Source organism: Sphingomonas sp. PP-CC-3A-396 (assembly GCF_004343105.1).
Classification (GTDB): domain Bacteria; phylum Pseudomonadota; class Alphaproteobacteria; order Sphingomonadales; family Sphingomonadaceae; genus Sphingomonas.
The window spans coordinates 381,856-396,677 of record NZ_SLYF01000004.1; the positions used below are offsets into that span (position 1 = coordinate 381,856).

The following is a 14,822-nucleotide window of genomic DNA, read 5'->3' on the forward strand; positions in this document are numbered from 1 at the left end:
AGGGCTTGTTGGACAAAGGCTACAAGCGCCCGACAGCCCGCTCCCGCGAATTGCGCGTTAACATGACGCAGCCCGAACGCCGTCTGTGGCAATGCCTGAGCGCGCGCAAAGTCGCCGGAACACGCTTCAACACGCAATTACCCATCGGTCCCTTCATCTGCGATTTCGTGTCGCGCGGGGCAAAGCTGGTGATCGAAATCGACGGCGATAGCCACGGCCACAGCGAACGTGCCGATCAACACCGAACGCGCTACATCGAGACGATGGGCTACCGCGTGATTCGCTTCTGGAACAACGATGTCATGGAGCGACTTGAAGGCGTGGTCTTCGAAATCGAGCGCGTCTTGGCGGACACGCCCTCCCCCAGCCCCTCCCGCAAGCGGGAGGGGGGTTAGATGGCGCTAACCCCACAATTCCTCGACGAACTCCGCGCCCGCACCTCGCTCTCGGCCCTCGTCGGCAAGACCACCAAACTCACAAAGGCCGGCCGCGAGCACAAGGGCTGCTGCCCGTTCCACAACGAGAAGACGCCGTCCTTCTACGTCAACGACGACAAGGGCTTCTACCATTGCTTCGGCTGCTCCGCGCACGGCGACGCGATCAAGTGGATGACCGACCAGCGCGGCCTGCCCTTCATGGACGCGGTGAAGGAGCTCGCGCAGGCCGCGGGCATGGACATGCCAGCGATGGACCGCCAGTCCGCCGCCAAGGCCGAACGCGCCAAGGGCCTGCACGAGGTCATGTCCGACGCGGCCGAGTGGTTCACCGAGCAACTCAACGGCCTCCCCGGCACCGAAGCCCGCGCTCTCCTCGATCGTCGCGGGATCAGGCCCGAAACGGCGCGCGCGTTCGGGATGGGGTTCGCCCCCGACAGCCGCGGCAAGCTCAAGACCGCGCTGAAGGACTACGGCGACCCGATGCTGGTCGAGTCCGGCATGCTCATCAATGTCGAGGGAAAGGACCCGTACGACCGGTTCCGCGGCCGCCTGATGATCCCGATCCGCGACCCCCGCGGCCGGACGATCGCGTTCGGCGGCCGCGTGCTCGACGGTGGCGAGCCGAAATACCTCAACTCCCCCGACACGCCGCTCTTCGACAAGGGCCGCACGCTCTACAATCTCGACAAGGCCGCCCCCGCCTCGCGCAAGTCGGGCCGCGTGCTCGTCGTCGAGGGCTATATGGACGTCATCGCGCTCGCGCAGGCCGGCTTCGGCGAAGCGGTCGCCCCGCTCGGCACGGCGTTGACCGAAGCTCAGCTCGAACGGCTGTGGCGGATGGTCGATGTCCCCCTGCTCTGCTTCGACGGCGACGGTGCCGGCCAGAAGGCGTCGCTCCGGGCTGCCCACCGCGCGCTCCCGCTACTGGCCCCCGGCCGCAGCCTCGCCTTCGTCACGCTTCCGCAAGGCCAGGACCCCGACGACCTCGTTCGCGCCGGCGGCCCCGGTGCGTTCGAAACACTCCTCAAATCCCCCGAACAGCTCGTCGACCGGCTCTGGGCGTCCGAAGTCGCCGCCGAGGCGCTCGACACCCCCGAACAGCGCGCCGGCCTCAAGCGCCGCCTCCACGAACTCGCCGAAGGCATCGCCGACCCGTCGGTGAAGCAGCAATACCATGCCGAGTTCAAGAATCGCTTCTACGAACATTTCAAACCGGTGCGCGCCCCCTTCGTGCCCCGCGGCGAGCGCCCCAAAGGCGGGTGGAAGCCCCCCGCCGCGCCCGTCACCAAAGACGCGAAGGCCTTCCTCGCCACCGGCATCGACCGCGTCTTGGCGAAGGCGGTGCTCGCCGGCCTGATCCGCCACCCGGTCGAGATCGCGCGTCACATGGAGGTGCTCGGCTCGCTCCAAATGATCGACGGCGCGCTCGGCCGATTGTTCGAAGCGGTCGTAGATGTTGCACTTGAGGACCAGAAGCTTGATAGCGGGCGCTTGCTCACCATATTGGCGAGGTCCGGTTTCAATTCAGTCGCGAGTGACCTGTTGAGAGCCGATACGATGCCCTATTCGTTCACGCAGACCACGGCCGATCCAGCCCGCGTCCGTGCCGACCTCGACGAGGCGATCGCGATCATGGTCGCCCGCCCTGAGGTAGACGCGGCACTCAAGCAGGCGACCGCGGCGATGCAGACGCACTTCACCGAAGATGCGTTCGAACGACAAGTGGCTATGGTAAGAGAGAAACAGGCGTTGGAAGTCCGACTTGCAAATCTTGTACAGTCGAACGAAGACGCCCGAGCGTTGGGTACCGAGGGCGATTGATGGCTAAGGCGAACATGGCGGAACCCGCCGAGACGAACGAAACCGGCGATGCGCCGCTGATCGACATGAACGATGCGTCGATCAAGAAGGTCATCGCGCGCGCCAAGAAGCGCGGCTACATCACCTATGAGCAGCTCAACGAAGCGCTGCCGCAGGGTGAGATGTCGTCCGACCAGATCGAGGACATCAGCGCCGCGCTGAGCGAGATGGGCATCAACATCGTCGAGAACGACGAAGCCGGCGAGGACGGCGAGACAGAGCCCGCCAAGGACGACGAGGACGAGCCGGAGGCCGCCGACGCGGATGCCGACACAGGCCCCGCGATCGAGAAGAAGAAAGAGACGATCGATCGCACCGACGATCCGGTCCGCATGTACCTGCGCGAGATGGGCGCGGTCGAGCTGCTCAGCCGCGAGGGCGAGATCGCGATCGCCAAGCGCATCGAGGCGGGTCGCGACACGATGATCCTAGGCCTGTGCGAATCGCCGATCACCTTCAACGCGATCATCGACTGGTCGACCGCGCTGAACGAGGGCACGATGCAGCTGCGCGAGATCATGGATCTCGACGCGATGCTGTCGAAGGACCCCGCCCCCGAAGCGATGGCCGAGGACGGCGAAGCCGACGACGGCGAGATCAGCGAGAAGAACGCCGGCCCCTCGTTCAAGGAAGAGGCCGAGCCCGAAGAGCCGTCCGCCGACGAGGACGAGGACGGCGAGCGCCGGGCCCCGCGCGCATCGGACGACGAGGAGGAGGATAACACCCTCAGCCTCGCGCAGATGGAAGAGCAGCTCAAGCCGATCGCGCTTGAGCGGTTCGCCAGCATCACCGCGCTCTACAAGAAGTTCAGCAAGATCCAGCAGTCGCGCGTCGACGCGATGGGCATCGGCGGCGATTTCTCCGCGGCCGACGAGCGCAAGTATCAGAAGCTGCGCGAGGAACTCACGGCGGAAGTCGAGAGCGTTCAGTTCCACAACGCCAAGATCGAATATCTGGTCGATCAGCTCTATGCCTATAACCGTCGCCTGACCGCGCTGGGCGGCCAGATGCTGCGCCTCGCCGAGCGCCACAAGGTGCCGCGCAAGGACTTCCTCGATCGCTATATCGGTCACGAGATCGACGAGAATTGGCTGACGACGGTCAACAAGGTCGACAAGAAGTGGACCGCGTTCGTCGCCAACGAGGGCGAGGCGGTCGAGCGCATCCGCGCCGAGATCGCCGACATCACGCAGCAGACCGGCATGGCGCTCACCGAGTTCCGCCGGATCGTCAACATGGTCCAGAAGGGCGAGCGCGAGGCGCGTATCGCCAAGAAGGAGATGGTCGAGGCGAACCTGCGGCTGGTGATCTCGATCGCCAAGAAATACACGAACCGCGGCCTGCAGTTCCTGGATCTCATCCAGGAGGGCAATATCGGCCTGATGAAGGCGGTCGACAAGTTCGAGTATCGCCGCGGCTACAAGTTCAGCACCTATGCGACCTGGTGGATCCGCCAGGCGATCACCCGCTCGATCGCGGACCAGGCACGGACCATCCGTATCCCGGTCCACATGATCGAGACGATCAACAAGCTAGTCCGCACCAGCCGCCAGTTCCTCCACGAGCAGGGCCGCGAGCCGACCCCGGAGGAGATGGCCGAGCGCCTCTCCATGCCGCTGGAGAAGGTGCGCAAGGTGATGAAGATCGCCAAGGAGCCGATCAGCCTCGAAACGCCGATCGGCGACGAGGAAGATTCGCATCTCGGCGACTTCATCGAGGACAAGAACGCGATCATCCCGGTGGATGCCGCGATCCAGGCGAACCTCAAGGAGACGGTCACGCGGGTGCTCGCCTCGCTGACACCGCGCGAAGAGCGCGTGCTGCGCATGCGCTTCGGCATCGGCATGAACACCGATCACACGTTGGAAGAGGTCGGCCAGCAGTTCTCGGTCACCCGCGAGCGCATCCGCCAGATCGAGGCGAAGGCGCTGCGGAAGCTGAAGCATCCGAGCCGCTCACGGAAGATGCGGAGCTTCCTCGACCAGTAAAGGTTTGCAGCAAGGGTGCTATGAAAAAGCCGCGAGTTATTCTCGCGGCTTTTTTGTTGCTCCTATTTGTTCGTTTCAATGACACCCGCCAAATCTATTTTCATTCTTCAGAATTTGGCTAAAACTTCATAATCGCGGACGATTTACGACTATCGAAAGTCTGGAATTACCCTGATATATTTAGTGTGGTAATTACGCAGTCACAGCTACATCATAGGAAGCTGGCCTATGCGGGCACCCCCTACAGTTTACCTCGACAGCCAAGATTATTCACGCTTTGGCGACGTATTGCGCGGGAAATCTGACGCCGATACTGAGGCGCTTTTCTTGGATCTTGAAGCTCGAAAAAGCGCAGGCGATGTCATTTTCGCGGTGTCGATGCCGATTATTGGCGAATTATTCCAATACAATGCGAATTTTCGCGAAACGACGATAAAAAAGACGGAAGCGATAGAGCGGCTTTGCGGCACCTGGTCGCTCGCTTTCCCGTCACGCCTGTTAGCGGCTCAAATAATCGATACGGCTAAGTCTCAAGGACTTGGCCTCGAAGCTCCTGAGATCAATGTCCTTACATCTGACCGATATTGGTATCCCAACATAGCTGCTAGCTTTGAGGGTCTCAGAGACAAGATGCGCCTCGAACTAGATCAGCAAATTAGCGCGATGTCTCTTTCACGTCACTTACGGCGTGGAGTCGCAAAGAATGCTCGCAAGGTCGATTTTTATAAAATTGCGCAGGAAGCAGCACCGGTGCTTGCCGCCGATTATGGCATTCCGGCCGAAGCGATTACGCAGTCGATCGTCCAATTGCTTCGTGGAAAGATTTCCCCCGAGCAAGCCAGCCACAAATTATTTTCGGCAATTGCGGAGCCAGTAAAGTTTGTGGAGGTATATTTCGAGAGGATTCAATCTGATCGCTCATTACCTTCTTGGATTGGGAAACTCGGCCGAGACCTGAAGAGCCATCTGACCGATTTACGCCAAACGATGTTGCCAGCACTGAATTCGGATTCAGATAAAACTCAGTTTCGTTCTATGGTCTGGGGCCATAAAACTACATTCGGCAAAATGATTCTCAGCATAGCGTTGGACGAAACGCAGAATCCCGAGCTAGACCGCGCAATGCGAGGTCTGCTTGCTAATAACCCAGATTTTTCAGATATTTTACCGGCATGCGACATGTTTGGGAATGTTTTGGCATCATATGTTGAGCAGGTAACAGGCCTCCGTGGGACAGCCGCTGGGATAGAAGATAGTTTAGGTGGCGACATTTTACATGCGCTCTACCTGCCTTACGTTGACCTTTGGCGAGGGGACCGGCGATTCTCGCATATTTTGAAGAGCGCCCTGCCTGCGTATGCCGACAGGATTGTTCCGACCGTCAAAGAGTTGCCGGTGGCCATTGATAACTGGCTAACTGAGCGTTCCCCGGATTCTAAATGATTCGCACCGAAGAAGCGTAGGGCAACGTAGGGGGACCGTGCGCTAAACGGTGCTATTGCCTGCCTCCTTCTGGCTGGGTCCGCCAACTTTTAATTGGCGGTCGAACCCGGTCGACAATCGCTCTAAAGCGCCCCCATGCCCCGCGTAATTCTGTTCAACAAACCGTACGACGTGCTCAGCCAGTTCACCGACGTGAACAGTCCGACCCCGCGCGCGACGCTGTCGCAGTTCGTCGATGTGCCGGGCGTCTATCCGGCGGGGCGGCTTGACCGCGATAGCGAAGGGCTGTTGCTGCTGACCGACGACGGCCGCCTCCAGGCGCGGATCGCGGACCCGCGGTTCAAGCTGGCCAAGACCTATCTCGTGCAGGTCGAGGGCGATGCCGGCGAGGACGCGCTCGATCGGTTGCGGGGCGGCGTCCTGCTGAAGGATGGCCCTGCCCGCGCCGACGTCGAGCGGATCGCCGCGCCCGACCTCTGGCCGCGCGTGCCGCCGATCCGCGTCCGCGCGAGCATCCCCGATTGCTGGCTGAAGATAACGATCCGCGAAGGCCGCAACCGCCAAGTCCGCCGCATGACCGCCGCGATAGACCACCCCACGCTGCGGCTGGTCCGGTGGAGCATCGGCGACTGGACCGTGGCGGGTCTGGAGCCCGGAACGTGGCGCGACGCCTGACGGGCGCTTGAGGCGGGCTGACGGGTGCGTGCTGGCCACCGGAGGCACGGGCGCCCATGGGCACCCTTCAGACGACAGCGTTCGCGGCTGCGAGCGGAACGCCTCCCCACCCACGCCGTCATCCTGACAAAAGTCAAGACCCAGAGCCAAGCAGCGCGGCGTTCGTGATCCTGGGTCCTGACTTTCGTCAGGATGACGAAGAAGGGCATGTTCACGCGAAGGCGCTAAGGCGCGAAGAGAAGCAGCTTATTTAGCGCACTTGCCCCGTCTTCTCTTCGCGCCTTAGCGCCTTCGCGTGAATCCATTCCTTGAGCTGCGCTCCGTGGCGCAATGTGATCATAAGTCCTGAGGATAGCGTTCCCCGCCCGCGCGGGGAGTGCGTTGCGTGACGCGCCGAAATTGCATGATGGCACGACAAAAACTCCCTCCCCTTCAGGGGAGGGTCGGGGTGGGGCATGTCCACGCGAGCGCGCTCAGCGTGGCAGGGTCCGTCCAGCCCAAGCAGGCGACCATCCCAATCCGCCAGCAAGACGTGTTTCCCCGCGAAGGCGGGGACCCAGACTGGGCTCCCGCCTTCGCGGGAGAACAAGGAAGCGCAAGTCGGCCTGCGAAGGACTGCGCGTCCCTGTCCGGCCAAATAACCGCCCCATGTCCCTAGGGACAGGCACCACCACCGCCACCGCTGGCCGGCGGCTAATCGGCTGTCCTACACACCCGGAGAAGCGCACCGTCACCGAATGCCCGCGCCCACCCTCATCACCGCGACACCGCCCCCACACCTCGACGCCACCCCCACATCGAAAATGCTTCCCAGCGTCTACACTTCCTATACTTCCGTGCTGCAGCATAAACGCGAAACACCAACAAACGGCAGCACTTCCAACAGCTTGCCCCACCAACCAGCCCCCACCCCGCGCACAACGAAAAAGGGCGCGGGGACCATCGCCCCCGCGCCCTTCTTCAACTCGAACAGGCTCCAATTACTCGGCGGCTGCAGTGCCCTTGGCAGGGCGCATGTCGCGACGCTCGGCGATACGTGCTGCCTTGCCGGTGCGGCCACGCAGGTAATACAGCTTGGCGCGACGCACGGCACCCTTGCGGACGACTTCGATCGAATCGACGTTCGGCGAGTAGAGCGGGAAGACGCGCTCGACGCCCTCGCCGAAGCTCATCTTCCGCACGGTGAAGTTCGAGCCCATGCCCTTGTTCGAGCGCGCGATGCACACGCCCTCGTAGTTCTGAATACGCGTGCGCTCGCCTTCGACGACCTTCACGCCGACCTTCAGCGTGTCGCCGGGGCGGAAATCGGGGATCGTCTTGTTGGCCAGGAACTTCGCGATGTTCTCGGCTTCGATCGTCTGCAACAGGTTCATGTCTCGTCCTCGTGTCGCTGCGCGCCAGAGGGCGACTGGACCCGAGCGCCCTCATGGCGCTCCCAAAGGTCCGGTCGCCGTGACCGTGTATCGATCTCCGCGCGGCGTTTGCGCCATGCAGCGATCTTCGCATGATCCCCCGATCGCAGCACCTGCGGGATCGTGCGCCCTTCCCATGATTGAGGTCGGGTATAATGCGGATATTCGAGCAGCCCCGTTTCGAAGCTCTCGTCATCCCCACTAGAAGCCGCGCCCATTACGCCGGGCAGCAGCCGAATGCAAGCATCGAGCAGCACCAGCGCCCCCATCTCGCCCCCCGACAGGATGTAGTCGCCGATCGAGACCTCCTCGATCTCCCGTGCCTCGAACAGGCGTTCGTCGAACCCCTCGAACCGACCGCAGAGAATGGTGACGCCGGGGCCCTGCGCGAGCTCCCGCACCCGCTCCTGGGTGAGAGGCTTCCCCCGAGGCGTCATCGCCAGCACCGGCCGCCCATCCGCCACGCTGTCGATTGCGGAAGCCACCACGTCGGCGCGCAGCACCATCCCAGCCCCGCCCCCCGCCGGCGTATCATCCACCGACTTGTGCTTGTCCGTCGCAAAGTCCCGGATCTGCACCGGCGAGCAGGACCACCGCCCCTCGCCCAGCGCGCGGCCCGCGAGCGACGTCCCCAGCGACCCCGGAAACATCTCCGGATACAGCGTCAATATCGTGGCAGCGAAAGTCACAGCGTCCAATTCTCTATGCGAAGGCAGGGTTTGCACCAGCGTGCGGCGCAATCTGTTCAGCACCTATACGGATCGGCGCAGTGGAACAATTACGCTGGCGAAACGCTCGCGGCGGATGGACGATTGCATCATCATCGGCGCCGGCCCGGCGGGCCTGACCGCGGCCATCTATCTCGCGAGATTCCACCTCTCGATCCGCCTGTTCGATTGCGGCAGCAGCCGCGCCGCGTTGATCCCGTGCACGCACAATCATGCCGGCTATCCCGAAGGCATCCGCGGCACGGACCTGCTAGCCCGGATGCTGGCACAGGCAGAAACCTATGGCGCAGTCCGCGAGGGTGCGAGGGTCGATGCGATTGAGGTCGACGACGACGGCTTCACCGTACGGCTCGGCGATCGCCGCGCACGAGCCCGGAGCGTACTGCTCGCCACCGGGGTCGTAAATAACCGCCCCGACATGTCCGACGCCATCCACGACGAAGCGCTGGAAGCGGGGTTGCTCCGCTACTGCCCGATCTGCGACGGCTACGAGGTAACCGACAAGCGCGTCGGCATCATCGGCACCGGCGACCACGGCATGCGCGAGGCACTGTTCCTGCGCGGCTATACAAAGGACGTGACGCTGATCGCGCCCGAGGGCGGCCACGATCTCGATCCGGCGTGCGAGGCAGCGCTAGATGAAGCCGGGATCGTTCGCGTCGGAGGCCCCTGCGGCAACTATGCGATCGAGGGAGGCAAATTGGCTTTGGACACGGTCGAGGGGCGGCTCTCGTTCGACAGCATCTATCCAGCGCTTGGATCGGTCATCCGTTCGGAACTGGCCGTCGCAGCAGGCGCGCGCGCGTCCGAGGATGGGTGCCTGGAGGTCGACTCGCACCAGCGAACCTCAATCCCCGGCCTGTTCGTAGCCGGCGACGTCGTGAAGGGGCTCGATCAGATCAGCCACGCAATGGGCGAAGCCGGCGTCGCCGCCACGACGATCCGAAACATGCTTGCCGAGCAAAAACCCTTGCGGCGGTAACCGCACGCTCGGAAGAGATTGTTTCCCCGCGAAGGCGGGGACCCAGACTGGACTCCCGCCTTCGCGGGAGAACAAGGAAGCAGTAATTAAAGCTATTACTCGGCTGCGAACGACGCTTCTACAATGAGCCGGTCGGCATCCCATTCGGGAACGGCTTCGGGGCGCATCGGTATCATGAAGCGCTTGCCAGGCTTGTCATCCACGGACGGCCGCTCGATCTCGATCACGTCGCCCGCACCGAAATTATCGATCGCAACGACCCTTCCGATCGCCTCACCGTCGGTCGAGACGACATCGAGCCCGATCACATCCGTGTGATAATATTCGCCATCTTCCAGCGGCGGCAACGAAGACCGCGGCACCGTCAGTTCGGTCCCGCGCATCGCCTCGGCAGCGTTGCGATCGGCGACCTCAGCGAAGCGCGCGATCATGCCGTTGTTGCCGTTGCGGGCAGACTTCAGCGAGAGCGCGCCATTGTTGAAGCTCTTATAGCTCCCGAAATTCTCGGCGAAGACCTTCAGCCGCACTTCGCCACCGATGCCGTGCGCACCGATGACGACGGCGAGCGTCACGTCAGCCTTGCGCGGAACCTTCATCGCGGCCGGGGGTGTCGTCGGAGCCTTCGGCGGGGTCGTCGGCGGAGACGCCTTGGTTGGTGGCATCTTCGATGTCCTCGGGTGCGGGGGCTGTGCGGGGGTCGGATTCGAGGGCCATCATGCGCTCCTGTTCGGGGTTACCGAAAGTAGAACGCATGAAGTCCGGTTCGGGTGCGGTTGGCGACCCGTAGTCGGAGCGGGGGTTGCCTCCCGCGCCTTCGTCACCCCGGACTCGTTCCGGCGTCCACTGTTCCGCGAACCCAATTCTTTCGAATGTGCGGATAGGTGGATGCCGGAACGAGCCCGGCATGACGGAGAAGGGGCGAGGCGATCACGCTCCGCCCCCAATCCAGAAGCGCTATCTTACGAAGCGGCTTCTTCGGTCTCGGCAGCGGCAGGAGCTTCTGCTTCGGCAGCAGGTGCAGCCTTCGCAGCGGCCTCAGCCTCGGCAGCTTCGGCCGCCTTGGTCGCACGCTCTTCGGCGCGCTCGGTGGCCTTTTCGCCGGGCTTGCCCTTGTTCGGGTTGTTGCGCGCCGAACGCTCGAGCACGCCAGCCTGGTCGAGGAAGCGCGCGACGCGGTCGGTCGGCTGCGCGCCGACGCTCAGCCAATGCTTCGCGCGGTCGGCGTCGAGCTGCACGCGCTGCTCGTTGTCCTTGGCGAGGAGCGGGTTGTAGTTGCCGATCTTCTCGATGAAGCGGCCGTCACGCGGCGAACGCGCATCGGCAACGACGATCTTGTAGTAAGGACGCTTCTTGGAGCCACCGCGCGCGAGGCGAATGTTGATTGCCATTGTAGTTCTTCCTTCTTCGAATTCGTCACCCCGGCAGAAGCCAGGGCCTTGTGGTTGGTAGGTTCCTCGCCCTCACCGGGAGATCCCAGCTTTCGCTGGGATGACGGTGTGGGGTGGGGTTGGTTATTTCTTCTTCAGAAAATCGTCGAAACCGGCCGGCATCTGCGGCATCTTGGGGCCACCAAGCCCCGGCAGACCGCCGCCGCCCATACCGCCGCCGCCGCCCGGCAGGTCACCAGCGCCAGCCTTGTTCAGCATGTCGCCCATCTGCGGCCCGCCGATCGCGTTGCCGATGCCGCCGAGACCACCGCCGAGGCCGCCCTTGCCGAGCATCGCCATCATGCCCTTCATGCCACCCATCTTCTTGATCTTCTTCATGGCGGTCGACATTTCTAGGTGCATCTTCAGCAGCTTGTTGACCTCCTGGACGGTCGTCCCGGAGCCCTTGGCGATGCGGATCTTGCGCTTGGCGTTGATCAGCTCGGGCTTGTTGCGCTCCTTGATCGTCATCGATCCGATCATCGCGTCCATGTGCACCAGCACCTTTTCGCCACCGACCGACGCGACCGCGCCCTGCGCCTTCTTCATGCCGGGGATCATCCCCGCCAGCGCGCCGAGCCCGCCCATCCGCTGCATCTGCGCCAGCTGGGCGCGCAGGTCGTTCATGTCGAACTGACCCTTGGCCATCTTGGCGGCCATGCGCTCGGCGTCTTCGGCCTGAATCGACTCCGCGGCGCGCTCGACCAGGCTGACGACGTCGCCCATGCCGAGGATGCGCCCGGCGACACGCTCCGGATGGAACGCTTCGAGCGCATCGAGCTTCTCGCCGGTGCCGGCGAACTTGATCGGCTTGCCGGTGACCGCGCGCATCGACAGCGCCGCGCCGCCGCGGGCATCGCCGTCCATGCGGGTCAGCACGATACCCGTCAGCGGCACCTGATCGCTGAAGTTCTGCGCGACGTTGACCGCGTCCTGGCCGGTAAGCGAGTCGACGACGAGCAGAATCTCGGCCGGGTTCGCGACGTCGGCGACCGCCTTCATCTCGTCCATCAGCGCCTGGTCGACATGGAGTCGACCCGCGGTATCGAGCATCAGGACGTCATAGCCCTGGAGCTTGGCCGCCTGCATCGCGCGACGGGCGATATCGACCGGCTGCTGACCAGCCACGATCGGCAAGGTCGCGACATCGATCTGCGTACCGAGCGTCGCCAGCTGCTCCTGCGCGTTCGGGCGATTGACGTCGAGCGACGCCATCAGCACCTTTTTCCGCTCGCGAGCGCCTTGGCCAAAATTGGCTTGCCCTGCCGCCAGCCGCTTGGCGATCTTGGCAGTGGTTGTCGTCTTGCCCGAGCCTTGGAGACCGACCATCATGATGACGGCCGGCGGCGTGACGCCGAGTTCCAGCTCGGAAGCCTCCGAACCGAGCATCTCGACCAGCGCATCGCTGACGATCTTGACGACCTGCTGCCCCGGCGTGACCGAGCGCAGGACGTTCTGGCCGATCGCCTTCTCGGTCGCCTTTTCGACGAACTCGCGGGCGACGGGCAGCGCGACGTCGGCTTCGAGCAACGCGACGCGCACTTCGCGCATCGCCGCGCGCACGTCCGCTTCGGTCAGCGCACCTCGGCCGCGAAGGCGGTCGAAGACGCCGCCAAGTCGATCGCTCAGGCTTTCGAACATCGAAATACTCCCATACACCATTACCAAACGCAAAAGCGCCGGCGGGCGAAACCTCGCCGGCCAGCGTGCATCCTTGGATGCTCGTCCAATGCGCCCCGTAACGGAACGTGGGTGGCCACCTACTGGAATGCAGCCGCGGATGCAAGATCGAGTCGTGGAGCGCAATTGTCGAGCGGGCGCATCTCCTTATTCTCCCGGAAGGGCAGAAGCTCAGCCTGAGCTCCTGCCCTTCCGGGAGAACCAATTGATGCAATGTAGATCAACCAGTCGCACCCACGCCACGCCCTGCCCCGAGCCGACGCCGCCTTAACATCTCCTACACCTGTCGCATGCCACACCGGCGACCAATCAACGACCGGACACTCCCATGACCGCAAAGTCGGCGGCGACGCGTGCGCCCCGCAACATCAGTCGGGAATTCATGACCGGCGCCGTGACAGGCGCCGCGATCCTGCTGTTCGTCGGCACCGGCGGCACGGTCCTGGTCAAGGCGTTGGCGAATCTGCGCGGCAGCACCGCCGTGATCGACCGAACACTGATCGCGGCGATGCTGCTGAACGTCGCGTTGATCCTGTTCGGCTGGTTCCGCTACCGTGCGCTCGCCGAGGAACTGAGCGACCTGACCGACGCCGGCCACCGCGCGCAAGCGCTGGCGCAACGCGATCCGCTCACCGGCTTCCTCAATCGCCGCAGCCTGTCCGAAGACGGTGCGACGCTGTTTGCCAGCGCCCGCCGCCGCGGCAAGGCGATGGCCATGCTGACGATCGACGTCGACCATTTCAAAAGCGTCAACGACCTGCACGGCTATGCGGTCGGCGACCTGCTGCTCGCCTATGTCGCGGAGACGATCGCGGCGATCGCGCCGAGCACCAGCCTGCTCGCGCGGCTCGGCGAGGACGAATTCGCCTGCGCGTTCGTGTTCGACTCCGCACACAAGAATGTCGCCGACCGGATCGCCGAGCGGATGGTCGCCGGCCTCGCGCTGCCGTTCCGCAGCAACGGCGTCGACATCCATACCGGCGTGTCGATCGGCATCGCGCGCTCCGACAGCGACTGCGCCTCGATCGACGCGCTACTGCGCAACGCTGATATCGCGCTGCACGCCGCCAAGACCGCGGGGCGCTGCCGCCATGCGTGGTTCGATCGATCGATGGAGCGCTCGCTGCAATTGCGCGGCGAACTCGAGACGGGCTTGCGCAACGCGATCCCGGCACAGGAGATCGTCCCGTATTTCGAGCAGCAGGTCGACCTGACCACCGGCCGCATCACCGGCTTCGAGGTCCTTGCGCGCTGGGAACATCCGACCAAGGGCATTATCGCACCCGACGTGTTCATCCCGATCGCCGAGGAAATCGGGCTGATCGGCGAGCTGTCGCTGTCGATCATGCGCCAGGCGTTCGCCGCCGCGCGCGACTGGGACGCGGGGCTCACGCTGTCGGTCAACGTCTCGCCGCTGCAGTTGCGCGATGCGTGGCTCGCACAGAAGATCATCAAGACGCTAGTGGAGACGGGCTTTCCCGCGAGCCGGCTCGAGATCGAGATTACCGAGACCGCATTGTTCGACAATCTCCCGCTCGCACAGTCGATCGTGGGGAGCCTGAAGAACCAAGGCATCCGCCTTGCACTCGACGATTTCGGGACAGGCTATTCGAGTCTGGCGCATCTGCGGGCGCTGCCGTTCGATCGGATCAAGATCGACAAGAGCTTCGTCACCTCGATCCTGGATAATCCCGAGAGCATGGCGATCGTGAACACGATCGCGCGGCTGGGGGACAGCCTCAACCTGCCGACGACCGCGGAGGGGATCGAGGACGCCGTAATCGAAGAACGCCTGCGCGCGATCGGGTGCGCGAAGGGCCAGGGGTATTTGTACGGGCGGCCGCTGGGGGCGGCGCAGGTTCGTCGGTTGCTGGCGGAGAAGCGGCTTTTGGCCCAGCGGCCGGACCGTGATGCGCCGCCGCCGCGGGGGATTGCGCCGCGGCTGGCGGGCTGACTGTGAGCATCTGGCCTGCCCTATCTGCCAAGCACCACCCCGGCGAAGGCCGGGGCCCAATGGGAAAGGTCGCAGTAACCGCGGGCCGTCCGTAGTTAGCAACGTTCCCCGATTGGGCCCCGGCCTCCGCCGGGGTGGTGTTTGTTGGATGAGGAACGCCACCAATACCCTCGTTCTCCCGCGAAAGCGGGAGCCCAGGACCAAGCAGTGCCCTGGTTGGTACCCTGGGCTCCTGC

At 63.7% G+C, this 14,822-nt stretch carries 13 protein-coding genes; 7 read left to right on the forward strand and 6 right to left on the reverse strand.

What is annotated here, in order from left to right:
- Nucleotides 1-8 precede the first annotated feature (8 nt).
- The 5 genes from C8J40_RS10195 (at nucleotide 9) to C8J40_RS10215 (ending at nucleotide 6,403) form a co-directional block, all read left to right on the forward strand.
- Nucleotides 9-395: an endonuclease domain-containing protein gene (locus C8J40_RS10195; protein ID WP_132896911.1), complete on the forward strand. Its 387-nt coding sequence runs from the start codon at nucleotides 9-11 to the stop codon at nucleotides 393-395.
- On the forward strand, nucleotides 396-2,258 hold the full coding sequence (gene dnaG / locus C8J40_RS10200) for a DNA primase (protein ID WP_132896912.1): 1,863 nt from the start codon (nucleotides 396-398) through the stop codon (nucleotides 2,256-2,258).
- On the forward strand, nucleotides 2,258-4,285 hold the full coding sequence (rpoD, locus tag C8J40_RS10205) for an RNA polymerase sigma factor RpoD (RefSeq protein WP_056051057.1): 2,028 nt from the start codon (nucleotides 2,258-2,260) through the stop codon (nucleotides 4,283-4,285). The genes dnaG and rpoD overlap by 1 nt, the downstream gene beginning before the upstream one ends.
- Before the next feature lie 228 nt (nucleotides 4,286-4,513).
- Nucleotides 4,514-5,728 carry a hypothetical protein gene (locus tag C8J40_RS10210; RefSeq protein WP_132896913.1) on the forward strand — a complete coding sequence of 405 codons (1,215 nt, stop codon included), beginning with the start codon at nucleotides 4,514-4,516 and terminating at the stop codon, nucleotides 5,726-5,728.
- A gap of 135 nt (nucleotides 5,729-5,863) precedes the next feature.
- Nucleotides 5,864-6,403, forward strand: a complete 540-nt coding sequence (locus tag C8J40_RS10215) for a pseudouridine synthase (protein ID WP_132896914.1) — start codon at nucleotides 5,864-5,866, stop codon at nucleotides 6,401-6,403.
- A 980-nt stretch (nucleotides 6,404-7,383) separates the two neighbouring features.
- Here C8J40_RS10215 and rplS read toward each other — a convergent pair.
- Both rplS and trmD read right to left on the reverse strand, forming a co-directional pair.
- Nucleotides 7,384-7,776 (reverse strand): 50S ribosomal protein L19, encoded by a 393-nt coding sequence (rplS, locus tag C8J40_RS10220; RefSeq protein WP_031395442.1) that lies wholly within the window; start codon nucleotides 7,774-7,776, stop codon nucleotides 7,384-7,386.
- Entirely contained in the window at nucleotides 7,773-8,504 is a 732-nt protein-coding gene (trmD, locus tag C8J40_RS10225; RefSeq protein WP_132896915.1) for a tRNA (guanosine(37)-N1)-methyltransferase TrmD, read from the reverse strand. Before trmD ends, rplS begins: the two co-directional genes overlap by 4 nt.
- A 115-nt stretch (nucleotides 8,505-8,619) precedes the next feature.
- On the opposite strand from trmD, the gene C8J40_RS10230 reads away from it, so the two are divergent.
- On the forward strand, nucleotides 8,620-9,525 hold the full coding sequence (locus C8J40_RS10230) for an NAD(P)/FAD-dependent oxidoreductase (protein ID WP_132897005.1): 906 nt from the start codon (nucleotides 8,620-8,622) through the stop codon (nucleotides 9,523-9,525).
- A 95-nt stretch (nucleotides 9,526-9,620) separates the two neighbouring features.
- On the opposite strand, the gene rimM is transcribed toward C8J40_RS10230, so the two are convergent.
- The 4 genes from rimM to ffh all read right to left on the reverse strand — a co-directional run bounded on the left by rimM (nucleotide 9,621) and on the right by ffh (nucleotide 12,593).
- The gene (rimM, locus tag C8J40_RS10235; RefSeq protein WP_132896916.1) at nucleotides 9,621-10,121 is read right to left on the reverse strand and encodes a ribosome maturation factor RimM; all 501 of its coding nucleotides are present in this window, start codon (nucleotides 10,119-10,121) and stop codon (nucleotides 9,621-9,623) included.
- The gene (locus C8J40_RS20265; RefSeq protein WP_165911392.1) at nucleotides 10,099-10,278 is read right to left on the reverse strand and encodes a hypothetical protein; all 180 of its coding nucleotides are present in this window, start codon (nucleotides 10,276-10,278) and stop codon (nucleotides 10,099-10,101) included. The genes rimM and C8J40_RS20265 overlap by 23 nt, the downstream gene beginning before the upstream one ends.
- Before the next feature lie 206 nt (nucleotides 10,279-10,484).
- A complete protein-coding gene (gene rpsP / locus C8J40_RS10240; protein WP_056062272.1) occupies nucleotides 10,485-10,913 on the reverse strand; it encodes a 30S ribosomal protein S16 in 429 nt (142 codons plus the stop codon).
- Between the two features lie 123 nt (nucleotides 10,914-11,036).
- Nucleotides 11,037-12,593 (reverse strand): signal recognition particle protein, encoded by a 1,557-nt coding sequence (gene ffh / locus C8J40_RS10245; protein ID WP_132896917.1) that lies wholly within the window; start codon nucleotides 12,591-12,593, stop codon nucleotides 11,037-11,039.
- 367 nt (nucleotides 12,594-12,960) lie between these two features.
- Between ffh and C8J40_RS10250 the strand changes: the two genes are divergently transcribed.
- Entirely contained in the window at nucleotides 12,961-14,586 is a 1,626-nt protein-coding gene (locus C8J40_RS10250) for an EAL domain-containing protein (protein ID WP_243693315.1), read from the forward strand.
- Nucleotides 14,587-14,822: the final 236 nt, after the last annotated feature.